17 protein-coding genes are annotated in these 17,689 nt (G+C 71.9%); 14 read left to right on the top strand and 3 right to left on the bottom strand.

All coding sequences use genetic code 11. The annotated features are described in order from the left end of the window. The first annotated feature begins 96 nt into the window (after positions 1–96). The 8 genes from VR894_RS14610 to VR894_RS14575 are packed head-to-tail and all read left to right on the top strand — an operon-like array spanning position 97 to position 9,787. Positions 97–1,218, top strand: a complete 1,122-nt coding sequence (locus VR894_RS14610) for a thiamine pyrophosphate-dependent enzyme (protein ID WP_324652694.1) — start codon at positions 97–99, stop codon at positions 1,216–1,218. Next, positions 1,215–2,207 (top strand): alpha-ketoacid dehydrogenase subunit beta, encoded by a 993-nt coding sequence (locus VR894_RS14605; RefSeq protein WP_324652693.1) that lies wholly within the window; start codon positions 1,215–1,217, stop codon positions 2,205–2,207. The genes VR894_RS14610 and VR894_RS14605 overlap by 4 nt, the downstream gene beginning before the upstream one ends. Further along, positions 2,204–3,637, top strand: a complete 1,434-nt coding sequence (locus VR894_RS14600; protein ID WP_324652691.1) for a dihydrolipoamide acetyltransferase family protein — start codon at positions 2,204–2,206, stop codon at positions 3,635–3,637. The genes VR894_RS14605 and VR894_RS14600 overlap by 4 nt, the downstream gene beginning before the upstream one ends. Before the next feature lie 41 nt (positions 3,638–3,678). Beyond that, a complete protein-coding gene (locus tag VR894_RS14595) occupies positions 3,679–5,220 on the top strand; it encodes a carboxyl transferase domain-containing protein (protein WP_324652732.1) in 1,542 nt (513 codons plus the stop codon). Positions 5,221–5,225: 5 nt separating this feature from the next. Then, positions 5,226–7,169 (top strand): biotin carboxylase N-terminal domain-containing protein, encoded by a 1,944-nt coding sequence (locus tag VR894_RS14590; protein WP_324652689.1) that lies wholly within the window; start codon positions 5,226–5,228, stop codon positions 7,167–7,169. Beyond that, positions 7,162–7,641: a MaoC family dehydratase gene (locus tag VR894_RS14585; protein WP_324652687.1), complete on the top strand. Its 480-nt coding sequence runs from the start codon at positions 7,162–7,164 to the stop codon at positions 7,639–7,641. Before VR894_RS14590 ends, VR894_RS14585 begins: the two co-directional genes overlap by 8 nt. Then, entirely contained in the window at positions 7,638–8,582 is a 945-nt protein-coding gene (locus tag VR894_RS14580) for a CoA ester lyase (RefSeq protein ID WP_324652685.1), read from the top strand. Before VR894_RS14585 ends, VR894_RS14580 begins: the two co-directional genes overlap by 4 nt. 2 nt (positions 8,583–8,584) lie before the next feature. Next, on the top strand, positions 8,585–9,787 hold the full coding sequence (locus tag VR894_RS14575) for an acyl-CoA dehydrogenase family protein (protein ID WP_324652682.1): 1,203 nt from the start codon (positions 8,585–8,587) through the stop codon (positions 9,785–9,787). Positions 9,788–10,039: 252 nt separating this feature from the next. On the opposite strand, the gene VR894_RS14570 is transcribed toward VR894_RS14575, so the two are convergent. Together VR894_RS14570 and VR894_RS14565 are read right to left on the bottom strand one after the other, a co-directional pair. Continuing rightward, positions 10,040–10,939 carry a neutral zinc metallopeptidase gene (locus tag VR894_RS14570; RefSeq protein ID WP_324652680.1) on the bottom strand — a complete coding sequence of 300 codons (900 nt, stop codon included), beginning with the start codon at positions 10,937–10,939 and terminating at the stop codon, positions 10,040–10,042. 104 nt (positions 10,940–11,043) lie between these two features. Then, positions 11,044–11,520, bottom strand: coding sequence for an HAD domain-containing protein (locus VR894_RS14565; RefSeq protein ID WP_324652678.1), 477 nt, complete (start codon positions 11,518–11,520; stop codon positions 11,044–11,046). A 132-nt stretch (positions 11,521–11,652) separates the two neighbouring features. Here VR894_RS14565 and VR894_RS14560 point away from each other — a divergent pair, with 132 nt between their 5' ends. Continuing rightward, complete coding sequence (locus VR894_RS14560) at positions 11,653–12,168, top strand: GNAT family N-acetyltransferase (protein ID WP_324652676.1); 516 nt, start codon at positions 11,653–11,655, stop codon at positions 12,166–12,168. A 786-nt stretch (positions 12,169–12,954) separates the two neighbouring features. Here the strand turns inward: VR894_RS14560 and VR894_RS14555 are convergent. Further along, entirely contained in the window at positions 12,955–13,671 is a 717-nt protein-coding gene (locus tag VR894_RS14555; protein WP_324652675.1) for a M23 family metallopeptidase, read from the bottom strand. Positions 13,672–14,676: 1,005 nt separating this feature from the next. On the opposite strand from VR894_RS14555, the gene VR894_RS14550 reads away from it, so the two are divergent. The 5 genes from VR894_RS14550 to VR894_RS14530 all read left to right on the top strand — a co-directional run. Continuing rightward, positions 14,677–14,850, top strand: a complete 174-nt coding sequence (locus tag VR894_RS14550) for a hypothetical protein (RefSeq protein WP_242892500.1) — start codon at positions 14,677–14,679, stop codon at positions 14,848–14,850. Continuing rightward, the gene (locus tag VR894_RS14545) at positions 14,817–15,053 is read left to right on the top strand and encodes a hypothetical protein (protein WP_242892502.1); all 237 of its coding nucleotides are present in this window, start codon (positions 14,817–14,819) and stop codon (positions 15,051–15,053) included. Before VR894_RS14550 ends, VR894_RS14545 begins: the two co-directional genes overlap by 34 nt. A gap of 1,000 nt (positions 15,054–16,053) precedes the next feature. Next, positions 16,054–16,443, top strand: a complete 390-nt coding sequence (locus VR894_RS14540) for a M15 family metallopeptidase (RefSeq protein ID WP_324652672.1) — start codon at positions 16,054–16,056, stop codon at positions 16,441–16,443. 156 nt (positions 16,444–16,599) lie between these two features. Then, positions 16,600–17,313, top strand: coding sequence for a response regulator transcription factor (locus VR894_RS14535; RefSeq protein WP_242892508.1), 714 nt, complete (start codon positions 16,600–16,602; stop codon positions 17,311–17,313). Continuing rightward, positions 17,310–17,689, top strand: a 380-nt coding sequence (locus VR894_RS14530) for a HAMP domain-containing protein (protein WP_324652669.1), incomplete at its 3' end; no start/stop codon positions are given. The genes VR894_RS14535 and VR894_RS14530, both read left to right, overlap by 4 nt.

The raw sequence follows: 17,689 nt of genomic DNA, 5'->3' as shown, positions 1-17,689 counted from the left end.
ATTGCGCCTCCTGCGCTACCGGAGTACCGTCGAAACCGGCCACACCCGCGCCACTCGGGCGCTCACGAGGCGCCTTTCGAACATGGAGGTTCGAGGATGTCGACGACCATGTCACCCCCCGAGCAGCCGCTGGTCGACGGTCTCGCGGAACCACTGCAGGTCCTCGACCCGACCGGCTCCCGGCACCCCTGTCCGCCCCTCGACGAGCACCTCGGCGACGTCGACGAGAACCTGCTCACCGACCTGTACATCGACATGGCGGTGATCCGGCGCATCGACCACGAGGCCGTCGCCCTGCAACGCCAGGGCGAGCTCGGGCTCTGGCCACCGCTGCTGGGCCAGGAGGCGGCGCAGATCGGGCTCGGCCGCGCGCTGGCCCCCACCGACTTCATCTTCTCCTCCTACCGGGAGCACGGCCTGGCCTGGTGCCGCGGCGTGATACCCAGCGAGCTACTCAGCGTGTGGCGCGGCACCACCTTCTCCGGCTGGGACCCGCACGAGCGGCACATGGCCACCCCGCAGATCATCATCGGCGCACAGGCGCTGCACGCCACCGGCTACGCGATGGCGACGGCAGCGCAGGGCGGGCAGGAGATCGCCGTCGCCTGCTTCGGGGACGGCGCCACCAGCGAGGGGGACGTCAACGAGGCGATGGTCTTCGCCGCCACGTTCGACGCGCCGGTCGTCTTCTTCTGCCAGAACAACCAGTACGCCATCTCCGAGCCCGTCACGGTGCAGACGACGGTGCCGATCGCCCTGCGGCCGACCGGCTTCGGGATCCCGGCGCTGCGGGTGGACGGCAACGACGTCCTGGCCGTCCGGGCGGCGAGCCTGCTCGCTGCCCGGCGTGCGCGAGCCGGCGGCGGCCCCACCTTCATCGAGGCGGTCACCTACCGGATGGGCGCCCACACGACGAGCGACGACCCCACGCGCTACCGCGACGACGCCGAGCTGGAGCGCTGGCAGCGGCGCTGCCCGGTCCGGCGCCTGGAGCGTCACCTCGAGCAGCTCGGTGCACCGGTCGCCTCGATCCGCGAGGAGGCGACCGTGCGCGCCGACGCCGTCGCGGCCGAGCTGCGGCAGGCGGTCACCACGATGGCCCCCCCAGAGCCGCAGACGCTCTTCGACCACGTCTACACCGGCGAGCACCCGACCATCAGCCGGCAGCGCGCGGCCCAGGAGGCCTTCGCGGCGTCGCTGGCCGAGGAGCAGCCGTGAGCCTCACGCTGGCCGGTGCCCTGAACGCCGCGCTCGACGACGCGCTGGCGGCGGACGAGAAGGTCGTCCTCATCGGTGAGGACATCGGCACGCTCGGCGGGGTCTTCCGGGTCACCGACGGCCTGCAGGCGACGTACGGCCGGTCGCGGGTGATCGACTCACCGCTGGCCGAGTCCGCGATCATCGGCACCGCGGTCGGGATGGCCTACCGGGGCATGCGGCCGGTGTGCGAGATCCAGTTCGACGGGTTCGTCTACCCCGGCTTCGACCAGCTCGTCACCCAGGTCGCCCGGCTGCACTACCGCACCCGGGGTGCGGTACGGATGCCGCTGACCGTCCGCATCCCCTACGGCGGCGGCATCGGCGCCGTCGAGCACCACTCGGAGTCCCCCGAGGCCTACTTCGCCCACACCGCCGGCCTGCGGGTCGTCACGGCGGCGAGCCCCCAGGAGGCCTACTCGACCATGCGGGCGGCCATTGCCAGCGACGACCCGGTGGTCTTCCTCGAGCCCAAGCGCCGGTACTGGACCAAGGGCGAGGTGGACCGGTCCGTCCGCGCCGACCTCAGCACGGCGCGCGTCGTGGCACCCGGGCGCGACGTCACCCTGGTGGCCTACGGCCCGATGGTGGCAACCGCGCTCGACGCCGCGATCGCCGCGAGCGACGAGGGCATCAGCGTCGAGGTCATCGACCTGCGGGCGATCTCCCCCCTCGACCGGGACACCGTCGCGGCGAGCGTGCGGCGCACCGGCCGGCTCGTCGTCGTGCACGAGGCGCAGGCCAGCTGCTCGGTCTCCACGGAGGTCATCACCGCCGTCGTCGAGGAGTGCTTCGCCCACCTCGAGGCGGCCCCCGAGCGGGTCACCGGGTACGACACCCCCTACCCGCCGGCCGGCCTGGAGGACACCTTCCTCCCCGACCTCGACCGGATCCTCGACGCCGTAGACCACACCCTGGGCCGCCGGAACTCGCTGGGGGCGGCGTCATGACCACGTTCCGGCTGCCGGACCTCGGTGAGGGCCTCACCGAGTCCGAGATCATCACCTGGCACGTCGCCGAGGGCGAGGAAGTGGAGCTCAACCAGATCCTCGCGGAGGTGGAGACCGCCAAGGCGGTGGTCGACCTCCCCAGCCCGTACGCGGGGCGCATCCTCGAGCTCCACGCCCAGGAGGGCGACGTCGTCCCGGTCGGGGCACCACTCGTCGAGTTCGACGTCGTCGCAGGGTCCGCCGACAGCCCGGCCGCCCCCGCCCCCGCGGAGGCGCCGTCGTCGTCCACCCGGGAGCCCGCCGCCGCCCCCGACCACGCCAAGGCGGCGTCGTCGTCCACCCCGGAGCCCACCGCCGCTCCCGCCCCCGCCGCGGCGCCGTCGTCGTCCGCCCCGGAGCCCACCGCCGCTCCCGCCCCCGCCGCGGCGCCGTCGTCGTCGACCACGGCCGAAACACCCACGCAGCGGCACGCCGTGCTCGTCGGTTACGGGCCGCAGGCGGCGGGTGATGCCCGCCCGCGTCGTCGGGCACGCGCCTTCGCGACGGTCCCCTACCGGCGGCACGGCACGACCGGCCCCGGGGAGACCACCCCCCGGGCGATGCCGCCGGTCCGGATGCTGGCCCGCCACCTCGGCGTGGACCTGAGTACCGTGCCCGGGTCGGGACCGGACGGCCTCATCCGGCGCACCGACGTCGAGGCGGTCGCGGGAGGCACGTCGGCTGCCCGGGAGACCGGCCCCGACCGTGGCTCCACGTACGTCCCGCTCACCGGCCTGCGCAAGCACACGGCCCGGGCGATGACCGACTCGGCCTTCACCGCGCCGCACGCCGCGGTGTTCTCCACGGTCGACGTCACCGAGACGCTGGCGCTGGCCCGGCGCGCGGCAACCGCTGCGACCGCCCCGACGTTCCTGTCGCTGGCCTGCCGGGCCGTCGTCCTCGCCGCGCGACGGACGCCGCAGGCGAACGCTCGCCTCGATGCCGACGAGGGGCGGATCGAGCTGTTCGGCCACCTGCACCTCGGGGTGGCCGTCGCCACCGACCGCGGACTGGTGGTGGCCACCGTCCCCGACGCGGACACCCTGGACGCCGGCACCCTCGCCGAGCAGATCGCCGACCGGGCGGCCCGCGCCCGGGAGGGGACACTCGCCCCGACCGAGCTCAGCGGCTCCACCCTGACCGTGACCAACGTCGGGGTGTTCGGCGTCGACGGCGGGGTGCCGATCCTCAACCCCGGCCAGAGCGTCATCGTGGCCCTGGGCACGGTCCGCACCCGGCCGTGGGAGCACCGGGGCGAGGTCGCGCTGCGGGAGGTCGTCACCGTGACGGTGTCCTTCGACCACCGGGTCCTCGACGGCGCGGAGGCCGCGGCGTTCCTCTCCGACGTCACCGACGTCCTGTCCGACCCGGCGATCGCGCTGGTGAGGTAGCGGTGCTCGGGACCACGGCCGCTGCCGGCGACGCCGCTGCGATGACCGCCCTCGTCCAGGACCTGCGCTCCCGGCTCGCCGCCGTCGCCGCCGGAGGTCCGGCCGCCAGCCGCGAGAAGCACCTCGCCCGCGGCAAGCTGCTCCCCCGCGACCGGATCGACCGGCTCATCGACGAGGGCACCCCGTTCCTCGAGCTCTCGCCGCTCGCCGCCACCGGCATGTACGACGACGAGGCCCCGGCAGCGGGGATCGTCACCGGGATCGGGCTCATCCACGGACGGCACTGCCTCGTCCTGGCCAACGACGCCACCGTCAAGGGCGGCACCTACTTCCCGATGACGGTGAAGAAGCACCTGCGGGCCCAGGAGGTGGCGGAGCAGAACCGGCTGCCGTGCGTCTACCTCGTCGACTCCGGCGGCGCGTTCCTGCCGATGCAGGACGAGGTCTTCCCCGACCGCGACCACTTCGGGCGCATCTTCTACAACCAGGCACGGATGAGCGCCGCGGGGATCGCGCAGATCGCCGCCGTCATGGGCTCCTCCACCGCCGGCGGGGCGTACGTGCCGGCGCTGAGCGACCAGACCGTCATCGTGCGCGAGCAGGGCACCATCTTCCTCGGCGGACCCCCGCTGGTGAAGGCCGCGACCGGCGAGGTGGTCACCGCCGAGGAGCTCGGCGGCGGGCAGCTGCACACCGAGGTCTCCGGCGTCGCGGACCACCTGGCCGACGACGACGAGCACGCGCTGGAGATCGTCCGGGACATCGTGGCGACGCTGCCGCGCCCGGAGCCGATCTGGGCGCGGGCGGAGGTCCGCGAGCCGGTGGCCGACCCCGGGTCGATCGGCACCGTGGTCCCGGGGGACCTCGCGACGGCGTACGACGTCCACGAGGTCATCGACCGGCTGGTGGACGGCAGCGAGCTCGCCGAGTTCAAGCCGACCTACGGCACCACCCTCGTCACCGGGTTCGCCCGCATCCACGGGCACCAGGTGGGCGTCGTCGCCAACAACGGCGTCCTGTTCAGCGAGTCGGCGCTCAAGGGGGCGCACTTCGTCCAGCTGTGCGACCAGCGCGGGATCCCGCTCGTGTTCCTCCAGAACATCGCCGGTTTCATGGTCGGCTCGGAGTACGAGCGCGGGGGGATCGCCAAGGACGGCGCCAAGATGGTCACCGCTGTCGCGTGTGCCCGCGTGCCCAAGCTCACCGTCGTCATCGGCGGCTCCTTCGGCGCCGGCACCTACTCGATGTGCGGGCGCGCCTTCTCCCCACGATTCCTGTGGCTGTGGCCGAACGCCCGGGTGTCCGTCATGGGCGGGTCGCAGGCCGCCTCCGTGCTCGCCACCGTCAAGCGCGACCAGATCGAGGCCGCCGGCGGCACGTGGAGCGAGGAGGACGAGGCGGCGTTCACGGCCCCGATCAAGGCCCGGTACGAGGCCCAGGGCAACCCGTACTACTCCACCGCCCGGCTGTGGGACGACGGTGTGATCCCACCGGAGGACACCCGCACCGTCCTGGGCCTGGCCCTGGACGTCGTGTCCCGCGCCCCGCTCCCCGACCCGCGCTTCGGCGTCTTCCGGATGTGACGGCGATGTTCACCTCCGTGCTCGTCGCCAACCGCGCTGAGATCGCGCTGCGGGTCATCCGCACGCTGGACACCCTCGGCATCGCCTCGGTCGCGGTCCACACCGACGAGGACGCCCGGGCGCCGCACGTCACGGCCGCCGGGGCGGCAGTCCGCATCCCCTCCTACCTCGACGGCGCGGCGATCGTCGCGGCAGCGCGGCGGGCAGGAGCCCAGGCGGTGCACCCCGGGTACGGCTTCCTCGCCGAACGGGCCTCCTTCGCCCGCGCGTGCGCCGACGCCGGCGTGGTCTTCATCGGTCCGAGCCCCGAGGCGATCGAGACCATGGGCGACAAGATCGCCGCCCGTGCCGCGGTCGCTGCCCGCGGGGTGGCGACGGTCCCCGGGCTGGCCGAGTCAGGCCTGGACGACGCCGCCCTGCTGGCCGGCGCCCGCGACGTGGGCTTCCCGTTGCTCGTCAAGCCGTCCGCCGGAGGTGGGGGCAAGGGCATGCACCGGGTGGACGATCCCGCGGACCTGCCCGCAGCGCTGGCCACCGCACGGCGGGAGGCGGCCGCCGCCTTCGGCGACGACACCCTGTTCCTCGAGCGCTTCGTCAGCTCTCCACGGCACATCGAGGTGCAGGTCCTCGCCGACGCCCACGGGACCACCGTGCACCTGGGCGAGCGGGAGTGCTCCCTGCAGCGCCGGCACCAGAAGGTGGTCGAGGAGGCCCCCAGCCCGCTGCTCACCGCGGAGCAGCGCGAGCACCTCGGCCGGGCCGCGATCGCCACCGCCCGCGCGGTCGACTACGTCGGTGCCGGCACGGTGGAGTTCATCGTCTCCGCCGACGCACCCGCGGAGCCGTACTTCATGGAGATGAACACCCGGCTGCAGGTCGAGCACCCGGTCACCGAGGCGGTCACCGGGATCGACCTGGTCGCGGCGCAGGTGCGGATCGCCGCCGGCGAGCCGCTCGGTCTGGGCCAGGACCAGGTACGGACCGTCGGGCACGCCGTCGAGGCACGGGTCTACGCCGAGGACCCCGACGCGGGGTTCGTGCCGACCGGCGGGACGGTGCTCGGGCTCTCGCTGCCCACCGGGGTGCGCGTGGACCACGCGCTGCGCGACGGCACGCACGTGTCCAGCGCCTACGACCCGCTGCTGGCCAAGGTCGTCGCCCACGCCCCCACCCGGGCCGAGGCGCTGGCCCGGCTCGACCGGGCACTGGCGGACACGCACGTCCTCGGGGTCGTCACCAACACCGCGTTCCTGCGCAGGCTGCTCGCCGACGACGACGTCGCCGCAGGACGGATGGACACCGGCCTCATCGACCGGCACCGGGAGCGCCTCACGCGTCCCCCGGTCACGGCGCGCGAGTACGCCGTTGCCGCGCTCGTGCGGTGGCACGACGTCCACCAGCGGGCGACGACGGACCTGTGGCACACCCCCTCGGGCTGGCGGCTGGGCGGCCCCGCACCGTTCGTCGTCCGGTTCGGCGGGCCGGCGGGCGATCCTGTGGTCGTCCGCCTCACCGGGTCGCCCGACCACGCCGAGGCACGGGTCGACGGCGCGTGCTTCTCCCTCTCCCTGCACCCCGACGCCGTGACGGTCGACGGACTCCGAGAGCCGCTGCGCCGGCACAGCTCGGACCGCTCCGTCTGGATCGGCACCGACGACGGGGACCGGGAGCTCGTGACCCACGTCGCCGCCCGGTCCTCCGGGGACGACGGACGGGCCCCCACGCTCGACTCGCCCATGCCCGGCACCGTCGTCGCCGTCCTGGTCGACGACGGCGGCCACGTGCTGGCGGGCGACGCGGTGCTGGCGGTGGAGGCGATGAAGATGGAGCACGTGCTGCGCGCGCCCAGCGCCGGGTCCCTCCGCCTGCACGTCACCACCGGGCAGACGGTGCGGCGCGGGGAGCAGCTGGCGCAGGTGCTGCCGACGACGGGAGTGGACGGTGTCTGAGCACAAGCCCCGGGTCGTCCAGCGCGGCCTGTACGCCGACGAGCTCCAGACCGGTGTGGTCTACGCGCACCGCCCCGGGCGCACCGTCACCGAGGCGGACAACGTGGTGTTCTCGACCATGACGATGAACCCGCAGGCGCTGCACCTGGACGCCGCCTGGAGCGAGGCGTCGGAGTTCGGCGAGCGGCTGGTCAACTCGATGTTCACGCTCGCCACGATCGTCGGCGCCTCGGTGAGCCAGCTCAGCCAGGGCACCCTGGTGGCGAACCTCGGCTTCAGCGAGGTCACCTTCCCGCGCCCGCTGCGCATCGGCGACACGCTGTACAGCGAGACGGAGGTGCTCTCAGTCCGCCGCTCGCAGTCCCGGCCGGGCCAGGCGGTGGTCACCCTGGTCCACACCGGCCGCAACCAGCACGACGATGTCGTCGCGCGCGCCGTGCGGACCACGCTGATGTACCGGCAGGCACCGTGAGCGCCGTCGTCGAGCCGTTCCCACTCGGGCCGGCGCTGCTCTTCTGTCCCGGCGACCGGCCGGACCGGTTCGCCAAGGCGGCCGCCCGAGCCGACGCCGTCATCCTCGACCTCGAGGACGCCGTCGGCCCGGCGCACAAGCAGTCGGCCAGGGACGCGGTGGTGGATGCGCTCGGCACGGCCGGGAGCAGCTCGGCGGGCGCGGCCGGTGCGGGCGGCTCCGCCGCGATCGACGCTGCCGCTGCCGGTGCCACAGGCGCGGGCGCCGCCCTCGACCCGGCCCGCACGATCGTGCGCGTCAACGCTCCCGGCACGGAGGACGTCGCCGCCGACGTCGCCGCTCTTGCGGGCACCGAGGTGCGGTGGGTGATGCTGCCCAAGGCCGAGCACAGCGAGGACGTCGACCGTCTCGTCGCCGACCTGCCCGCGGCCGGCGTCGTCGTCCTGTGCGAGACCGCTCGCGGGGTGCTCGCCGCGGCGGACCTGGCCGCCCACCCGGCGGTGGTGGCGCTCATGTGGGGCGGGGAGGACCTCGTCGCCTCGCTCGGCGGGGCCTCGTCCCGGCGGCCCGACGGTGGCTACCGTGACGTCGTCCGGCACGCGCGGTCCGCCGTCCTGCTCGCCGCCCGCGCGCACGGCCGCGCCGCGGTCGACGCGATCCACGCCGACCTCGCCGACTCCGCCGGACTGCGCGCCGAGGCGGAGGACGCCGCCGCCAGCGGCTTCACCGCCACCGCCTGCATCCATCCCGCGCAGGTCCCGGTCATCCGGTCCGCCTACTCCCCCACCGAGGAGGAGGCCGACTGGTCCAGCCGGGTGCTGGCCGCCGCGGCAGCGGCCGGTGGCGGGGTGTTCGAGCTCGACGGCCGGATGGTCGACGAGCCGATCCTGCGCCATGCGCGCCGCCTGGCGTCCCGTTCGACCACCGAGGAGACCCCGTGAGCATGAGCACGATCACCCCCGTTGCCGGCACCGAGCTGCTCTCCCCCGAGCACCAGGAGCTGGCCGCGCGGGTCCGCGACTTCGCCGACGAGGTCGTCGCCCCCGCCAGCTACGCCTACGACACCGAGCGCCGGCTGCCGCTGGAGATCATCGCCGCGATGGGCGAGATGGGCCTGTTCGGGCTGCCGATCCCCGTCGAGCTCGGTGGGCAGGGCAGCGACTACCTCTCGCTGTGCGTGGCCGTCGAGCAGCTGGCGCGGGTCGACCAGTCGATCGCGGTCACCCTCGAGGCCGGTCTGGGCCTGGGGGCCATGCCGATCCTGCGTTTCGGCACCCGGGAGCAGCAGGAGCGGTACCTGCCCGCCCTCGCCCGGGGTGAGGCGCTGGCCGCCTTCGGGCTGACCGAGGCGGAGGCCGGATCCGACGCCGGAGCCACCCGGACGACCGCCGACCTCGTCGACCGCCACTGGGTGATCAACGGGTCCAAGCAGTTCATCACCAACTCCGGCACCCCGATCACCTCACTCGTCACCGTCACCGCCGTCACCGGTAGGCGCACCGGCCGCGACGGGAGGGACGCCCCGGAGCTCTCGACGATCATCGTCCCCAGCGGGACGCCAGGACTCACGGTGCTGCCGGCCTACGACAAGGTCGGCTGGCACACCTCCGACACCCACCCACTCCTCCTCACCGACGTCCGGGTCCCCGAGGAGAACCTCCTCGGCGAGCAGGGACGCGGGTTCGCCAACTTCCTCTCGATCCTGGACGAGGGACGGGTGGCCTTCGCCGCGCTGTGCGTCGGCGCCGCCCAGGGCTGCCTCGAGCAGGCCGTCGCGTACGCCACCCGCCGCATCGTCTTCGGCCGCCGACTCGGCGACAACCAGCACACCGCCTTCACGATCGCCCGCATGCAGGCCCGGGTGGCCGCCGCCCGCTCGTTGATGCACGAGGCCGCCCGCCGGATCGACGCCGGGATGCCCTTCACCCGCGAGGCCTCACTCGCCAAGCTCGTCGGCAGTGAGGCAGCCGTCGCAAACGCCCACGACGCCTGCCAGATCTGGGGCGGCAACGGCTTCCTCAACGAGAACGTCGTCGCCCGGCACTACCGCGACTCCAAGGTCCTCGAGCTCGGCGAGGGCTCCACCGAGGTGCAGCTCGCCATCATCGCCAAGCACCTCGGCTTCACCCACGCCTTCAGCACCTGACCGCCCCCTCCCCCGCCGACAGCAGGATTGTTTCCACGCACGCACCCCACACCCCCGCCGACAGCAGGATTGTTTCGACGCGCACGCACCCCACACCCCCGCCGACAGCAGGGTTGTTCGCGCGCGCGGACGCTTCCCCCGCCGACAGCGGGATTGTTTCCACACGCGCGCACCCCACACCTGCCGACAGCAGGATTGTGTCCACCCGCGACGCCACACCCGCCGACGGCCGGACTGTCCGCGCGCCGCTTGTCAGGGCGTCTGGACGGCGAAGGTGTCGCAGGCCTGGAGCGTGCCCTGCTCGTAGCCGGTCACGAACCAGTTCATCCGCTGCTCGGCGGAGCCGTGAGTCCACGAGTGGGGCGAGACTTCCTGGCCCGCGGATTCCTGGATGCGGTCGTCGCCGACGGCGGCCGCGGCGTCGAGGGCGGTGCGTACCTCGGCCGCGGTGGGCTGCTGGAGGAAGGTCTCTCCTGAGTCCGGGTCGACGGTTGTTGCGGCGTCGCCGATGAACATGCCCGCGTAGCAGTCGGCCTGGAGCTCCAGCCGGACGGCGTCACCGCTCGGGCCGGTGTCGGTGCGGTCCGCGCCCTCCATGGTGCCCAGGGAGTGCTGCGCGTGGTGGCCCCACTCGTGCGCGACGATGTACATCTGCGCGAGCGGGGCGTTCTGCGCGCCGAGCTGCGTCTCGAGCTGGTCGAAGAAGCCGAGGTCGAGGTAGACCGAGGAGTCCGGCGGGCAGTAGAAGGGGCCGACTGCGGCCGTCGCGGACCCGCAGCCCGTGGCGACGGAGTCCTGGAAGATCTCGAAGCCCGGCATGACGTAGTCCTGGGAGGTCTGCTCGGCCATGACGCCGTCCCAGTGGACGTCGAGCGCATCGGCGGTCAGCACCATCCGGCACTCGGTGTGCTCGTTGGCGTCGGCGCCGGTCTGGCAGTGGCTGAGGTCGATACCGGGCTCGGCTCCCTGGCCGGTCGTGTCACCACCGCCGCCGAGCAGGCTCGCGGGGTTCTGCCCCGTCAGGAGCATGACGACGACGACGAGGACGAGTCCGCCACCGCCGAGCCCACCGCCGATGGCGAGTCCGCGTCCGCCTCCACGTGAGGTACGGACCCGGCCCGAGTCCGCGCGGACACCCTCGTTGAACGTCATGCTCGCGAGCGTAGCGCCGGCAGCGGCCTGCCTCTCGGCGAGGGAGCGTGCATACAATCCGGCTCTCGTGGGAAGGTGCGGAAGCAGCTGCCGCGTCCGCGGACTCATCGGGTGCTGGCTGTGGCCCAGGCGATGACGCGGTCGATGGAGTCGCGGGTGAGCCCGATCGCCGGGTCGATGGTGATCAGCAGGGTCGGCACGCCGCGGCCCGTGGCCCAGCGGTGGGCTTCGGGTGTGTGCAGGTCGTCGATCCACGCCACCGGCCGCTGCTGCGCGTAGGCAGCAATGGCCGGCACCTTCTCCTTGGGCTCGAAGGGCGGTGGCGGCATGCGCACCACCAGCAACGGGGCCATCTGCAGCAGGGGGACGAGGAGCGTGTTGGCGTCGTCGTTCCAGCTGCTGGCCCATGCGACGTCCAGGACGCTGCTGGCCTTGGTGATCCACACCCCGTGCTCGGGGTTCACGCGGACCGGCTCCTCACCGGGGAACATGTGGTGGTCCGCATAGCTCGACGGCGGGTGAGACGCACCGTACGGGTTGAGGACGCCGTCGACATCGAGCATGAGCAAGGGGCGGTCCACTCCCCAATCGTGCCCGAGCCGGGCCGCGGGGTCGTCGGTCGGGCCGCCGCAGATCGACGGCGGGCGATCTCTCATGTGGGCTGATGACTCACCGGACACGGAGGTCTACGGTGCATACCCGAAGGAGGAGCCATGGACGACGCTGTTCGCGGGGCGCCCGTCGGCGACCGGGTCGAGATCCGTCCGCTAAACCGACCGGGTGACCTGGGTTGGGTCGTGATGGCCCACGGCGAGCTCTACGCCGAGGAGTTCGGCTGGGACACCGCCTTCGAGGTCCTCGTGGCGGGCATCGTCGCTGCCTACGCCGAGGGCCGCGCCCCCCGCCGGGAGGCTGCGTGGATCGCGGAGCTCGACGGGCGGCGGGTCGGGTGCGTGTTCTGCGTCGCCGCCGACGACGAGACGGCCAAGCTCCGCCTCCTTCTCGTCGACCCCGCTGCCCGGGGACACCGCGTCGGGACCCGGCTGGTCGACACGTGCATCGACTTCGCCCGGGCGCGCGGCTACCGCCGGATGACGCTCTGGACCAATGACGTCCTCGTGTCGGCGCGCCGCATCTACGAGGCCGCCGGCTTCACGCTGTCCGCCGTGCAGCGGCACGACCGGTTCGGCGTCGAGCTCGTGGGTCAGGACTGGGTTCGGGACCTGTAGCCGAGACGCGGCCCGCCGGCAGCGGCCGGCCCCCGGAAAGCAGTCCCGACACAACTCCGCTCTCGGCGAGATGGGGGCCGGCAACATCTCCGCTCTCGGCGAGATGGGGGCCAGCAACAACTCCGCTCTCGGCGAGAGCGGGGCTGACAACAACTCCGCTCTCGGCGCGAGGGGGCGGCAACGACTCCGCTCTCGGCGGGAGAGGGGCTACCGCCTCTCGCCGAGGGGTCAGACGTTGAACTCTTCGAACCAACCCTCACCTGCAGGTTCGCCGTTAGCCGGGGGGCTGTGGGGGAACCATGGGGGAATCGGGCCGTGTGCGCTCCCCCGCCAAGACGGAGGTGGCGAGACCCTGACGCTAACGTCGTGGTCTCGGTGGGCAGCGCACCCACCATTGACCACTCTACCGAGCCCTGAGTTCTCCGAAGCCCGCGCCGTCCATCTAGGGTCGCCGCGCGGGTCAGGGGTCAGCGCCCGGATGAGTCATCAACGCTGGCCCCGCGGGGGTCGTGGACTTGTACCTGAGGATGAGATCGCCCAGGAGCTCGACGGCCCGGGAGACCGATAGTACGACTCGCTGATGCCGAAGTCGGCAGCGGTCTGCTTCCGGTGGACGCCCGGCTCACCGTTCCTCGCGACACGAACGACGTCGTCGCGGAATTCCTTGGGGTACGGCTTCGGCACCGTGCACATCCTTCCGGTGGCACCGTTCGGCATCACAGATCAGATGTCACCTATCCGTGCAGCAGACCCTCCGGATAGATCGCGGGGCAGACGGCTTACCTGTTACAGCTGGCCGACGTCGACGGCTCCCTGTTCCTGGAGCCAGGTGAGGGGGTTCACCGTGGAGAGCTGGTCGTCGGTGTGGACCTCAAGATGCAGGTGCGGGCCGGTGGAGTTCCCGTTGTTACCCACCCCCGCGATCACCTGGCCCGCTTCGACGGCTTGCCCGGGCTCGACGTAGAGGCCAGAGGCGTACATGTGGTTGTACCAGGTGTACACCATCTGATCCTCGATCTCGTGCTCGATGATGATGAGCATGCTCGACCGGCCCGCGCGTCCCTGCCCGACATAGGTCACGACGCCGTCGGCGACGGCGTGGATAGGGGTACCCAGGGGCGCTGCCAGGTCGACGCCGTAATGGAACTGCGCGCCCCCGCCGAACGGGTTCTGCCGCGCGCCATACCTCGAGGTGATCCGGTAATTGCCTTCGGCCAACGGCATGACAACCCGTTGGCGTGCAGGCACTAGCGCCGCGGCCATGCCATTGGCGGTGGGGCTGCCGTCTGCCGCTAGGAGTGACCGCTCTGCGGCGCGCGAGGCTCGGACCGCCGCCGCCATCTCTCGCTCGGCGGGCCGATCGAGTATTGCCGAAGTAGCACTGGCCGACTCCAGCGCGAAACGGTCCGCTGCACCGTGAAGAGCATCCAGGGCACTTATCTCCGCAGGCACAACGACGGTATCGGGGATGACCACCTCGGCCTGGGGGGATGACACGCTCACTGGAGCAGCCACGAATGCCACAGCACCCAAAGCCGAGGCAAGTGACGTCAGCGCACCGCGCCGCCGAACGGGCCGGCGACGAGTACGCAGGTCCTTCCTGCGTACTCGCTGTGGCGGCTCGGACCTCACGGCCTGCGCACGACTCGTGTCGGAACCGCGGTGCAGGTCCCGCCTGCGCGGATGCTCGACCGCCACTGCGGCGCCTGCCGCCCCTCCAGTCACCTGCTGGCTCGCCTGGCGCAACTCACGACGAGTAGGACGCAGTCCCTGCGCTGGCATGTGAGGCACGCTCAAGAAGCTCCTTCTGCGGACACAGCACGGCCGCAGAAGGCCGGGCAAGATCTCACGGGCGGTTCAGTCTGAGCACCACGTTACGTTCGGTTCAGCGCCCGAAGTGACAACCTCCCGATCTCTTCATTGAACCTTCACTTCGGTGTCGTAGTCCGCCCACGCCGCAAACCTGGTGACACCGCAACTGATTCTCGCCACCGAGACGAAGGAGCCACGCGACAGGAACCGAAAACGAGCGTCACACACGGTGGCGGGCGCTGGATGCGCGAGTCGTCGCCCGCTACCGGGACCGCTGGTCCATCACCACCACCGACCCTCTTGGGCCACAGGTGGAGGAAGGTCTCAGGGGGACGATTACAGCGCCGCAGGCGCGGCGCTAACCACGATGCGGGCCGCCACACGTGACGGGCGAGTCCTCGTCACGGCGTCGGATCATAAGCATGAACCCGAGCTCGCTTCTGCGGAGCGCCTCGCCCAAGCTCGCGAGAGGCTCTCCCCGGCGACAGCAGCAGGGCCGTTAACGTCGGCGGGACCACCCGCCCACCCGCGGTGCCCCCAGCCGCGGCGGTCGCCAGCTGTAACCCACCGATGGCTCGTCGGGACCGCCTGGCTGGCCCTTGAAGCGCGGGATGAGCAGCCATCAGGCTTGCGACTTTCCCGGGTTTGTGGACAGATTCGCAGTGGTTTTTAGGTCGCTTCGCGCGTAGTTTCGGCATGAAATCCAATGTGGTTGCCACGCACGCCGACGCCACCAGGCTCGACATCCACGACCTGGTGCGGATACTCAACGAGAACGTGGGCACCTCGGTCGTGCAGGCGATGACCGGCACCAAAGACCGGGGCCAGCCCGCCAGGTGGCCCGCCCCGACGGCCCCGAGCCGCGTCTGAAGACCGTCAACCAGCTGCGACTGGGCTACCGCGTCTGGCACCTTATGGCGCAGGCGGAAGGGCCTGACGTCGCCCTGACCTGGCTGGTAGGCGCCAACCCGCGCCTCGGGGAGACGACCCCCGTTTCCGCGGTGCGCGACCTCAAGAGCGCCGAGGTCATCGGCGCCGCCTTGGCCTTCATCGACGGCTCCCCGGCGGCGTGAGCACCGCTCCACGTGCCCGGGTTTGTCCCCGCACCGGGGCTCTATCTCGTTCCGCACGCCGGACAGGACGGGTGGCGCGTCGCCCAGGAGCGTTACACCCGCTCGGGCGAGATCCTGGCCGTGCGCGTCAACGAGCACGTCGGACCGCTCCCTGCGGAGCTGCCCGACCGGCGCGGCCGCGCTTCGACACCATCGGGCGCACCGTCTATTTCGCCGAGCGGGCCACCACCGCGTTTCTCTAGGACTTCCGGGCCGCCCGAGTCGCCCTGCAGGCCCGACGCTGACGCCATCGGCATGAGCGTGGAGGACTACATCACCGCGGTCCGCGATCAGGCCGTAGCCAACGGCCGCGAACACCCGTGGGCGTCAGCTCGGCGGGAGTGTGGCGCTCGTCGCGCTCCACGCCTCTCGCCGTTCGAGCTGCGGTAGCAGTTCGGGGATGGGGACGTGCGGACGACTTCTGGGAGGCAGCCGCGCAGGCCCTGGCTCCCGCGTGGTAGTCCCTCGGTTTTCAGCGGCTCGGTGGGCACCTCTTCGCGCTCGACCCGGCCACGACCCCGCGCTGGACCACGCGATGGCCGCCTTGGGCGCGCAGCTCAACGCTGCATAACCCCAGCGCGCCGGCTGCCTTGCTCTCGGAGCGGTATCCGGCTCCCATCACCAGGTCATCCACCACGGTAACGGCGTAATAGCGGCGTTACCTGCCCCCGGGCAGTGCGATTGGAGGCTGGCTTTCGCTAATGAAAACGTGATTGACGTCGATAGAAGCAGTAGGCGACGAACGGAGCATCGATGGACGGGATCCTCGCCATCTCTCAGCGCATGGCACAGATCGAGGCGACCCTCAGCCTGATCTCGGTCCCGCGCGTACGGCCAGGCGCAGGCTCTGGCACGGCCATTCTCCGAGGTCCTTGCCAGCGCCGTCGCCGACACTGCCCCGACTTCGGCTGCCGGCACCTCCAACCTTGGAGGGTCTCGGTTCCAGGTCAACGCTGACGGCGTGCCGGTCGATCTCGCGGCCTACGGCAACGGCCGCATCCCCCGTGAGGCTCTCGAACCGGTGGGCGCCACCGGCCACCGACTCTGGGCGCCCACCGCCCAGTCGTTCGAGAGGCTCCTGTCGGCAGCTGCGGCCGAGGGCGTAGCCATCGGCGTCACCGACTCCTACCGCTCCTACGACGTGCAGGTCGACGTCGTGCGGCGCAAGGACCTGTACTCGCAGGGCGGCCTGGGCGCCAAGCCGGGCACTAGCCAGCACGGCTGGGGAATGGCCGTGGACCTGGACCTGGACGCATCAGCGCAGGCATGGATGCGCACAAACGCCGCACGGTTCGGGTTCGTCGAGGACACCCCGCGCGAGCCCTGGCACTGGGCGTTCCAACCCTCCTGACGCTGGGACATGCACCCGGGCGCGAGAGCAGCCGTGATGCTCACGCCCTGTCGCGTCTGGTGTCCAGGGCAACTCGCGCGTCGAGTAGCTGCCCTGGCAGGCGCTTGTGCCGCGAGCCTGGTACCGATGGCCACGCCGGCTGTGAGAATGAGGGACATGACTTCGGCCCCTACTGATGTGAACCTGCCCCGCGTGCTCGTCGTCGATGACGAAGCCCCACTGGCCCGACTGGTCGCCGGCTACCTGGAACGGCACGGCTTCGAGGTTCAGGTCACCGGGGACGGCAGCGACGCGATCGCCCGGGCCCGGCAGTGGCACCCGGGCGTGATCGTCCTCGACCTGGGGCTTCCCGGCGCCGACGGCATCGAGGTCTGCCGCACCGTGCGCACGTTCTCCGACTGCTACATCATCATGCTCACCGCCCGCGTGGAGGAGGTCGACAAGCTCATCGGGCTCTCGGTCGGCGCCGATGACTACGTCACCAAGCCCTTCAGCCCACGCGAGCTCGTCGCCCGGGTGCGGGCCATGCTGCGCCGCCCACGCCAGGACACCGGGCCGCACGGCGCCGGCGCGTCGTTCGGGCCCTTGAGCATCGACCTCTTGGGCCGCGAGGCGTTCGTCGACGGGGAGCCCGTGGCGCTGACCCGCACCGAGTTCGACGTCCTCGCGGCCCTGGCGTCCCGCCCCAACATGGCCTTCTCCCGCCGTCAGCTCATCGAGACGGTGTGGGGACCGGGCTGGGTGGGTGATGAGCACCTCGTCGACGTCCACATCGCCCACCTGCGGCGCAAACTCGGTGACGACGCCTCCGCGCCCAAGTTCGTCAGGACAGTGCGCGGCGTGGGGTATCGGATGGGCGCCGGGCAGTGAGTCCCGCACCGCGCCGCCGGTGGGGCCTCGGCGCCCGGCTTCTCGCGGCGATCGTCGCCGTCATCCTCGTCGCGGCTGGCACCGCGTGGGCGGTCGCCTCGGCCATCGGCCCGGAGATCTTCCACGACCACATGCTCATGGCCCAGCCCTCCGACTCCTCGGTCATCACCCACGCCGAGGAGGCCTTCACCACGGCCTGGACACTCTCGCTGTCCCTGGCGCTGCTCGCCGCCCTCCTCACCTCGGTCGTCGTGAGCGTCTTCCTCACCCGGCGCATCGCCAGGTCACTCGAGCGGGTGCGGCAGGCCGCCGCCCAGGTCGCCAGCGGTGACTACGCCGCCCGCGTCCCCGAGATCCACATGGGCACCGAGTTCGA

The sequence above is a fragment of the Georgenia sp. H159 genome, from assembly GCF_035607575.1.
Lineage (GTDB): Bacteria > Actinomycetota > Actinomycetes > Actinomycetales > Actinomycetaceae > Oceanitalea.
The sequence above is the reverse complement of the archived record's forward strand: the minus strand, read 5'-3'. Positions and strand labels throughout refer to the sequence as shown.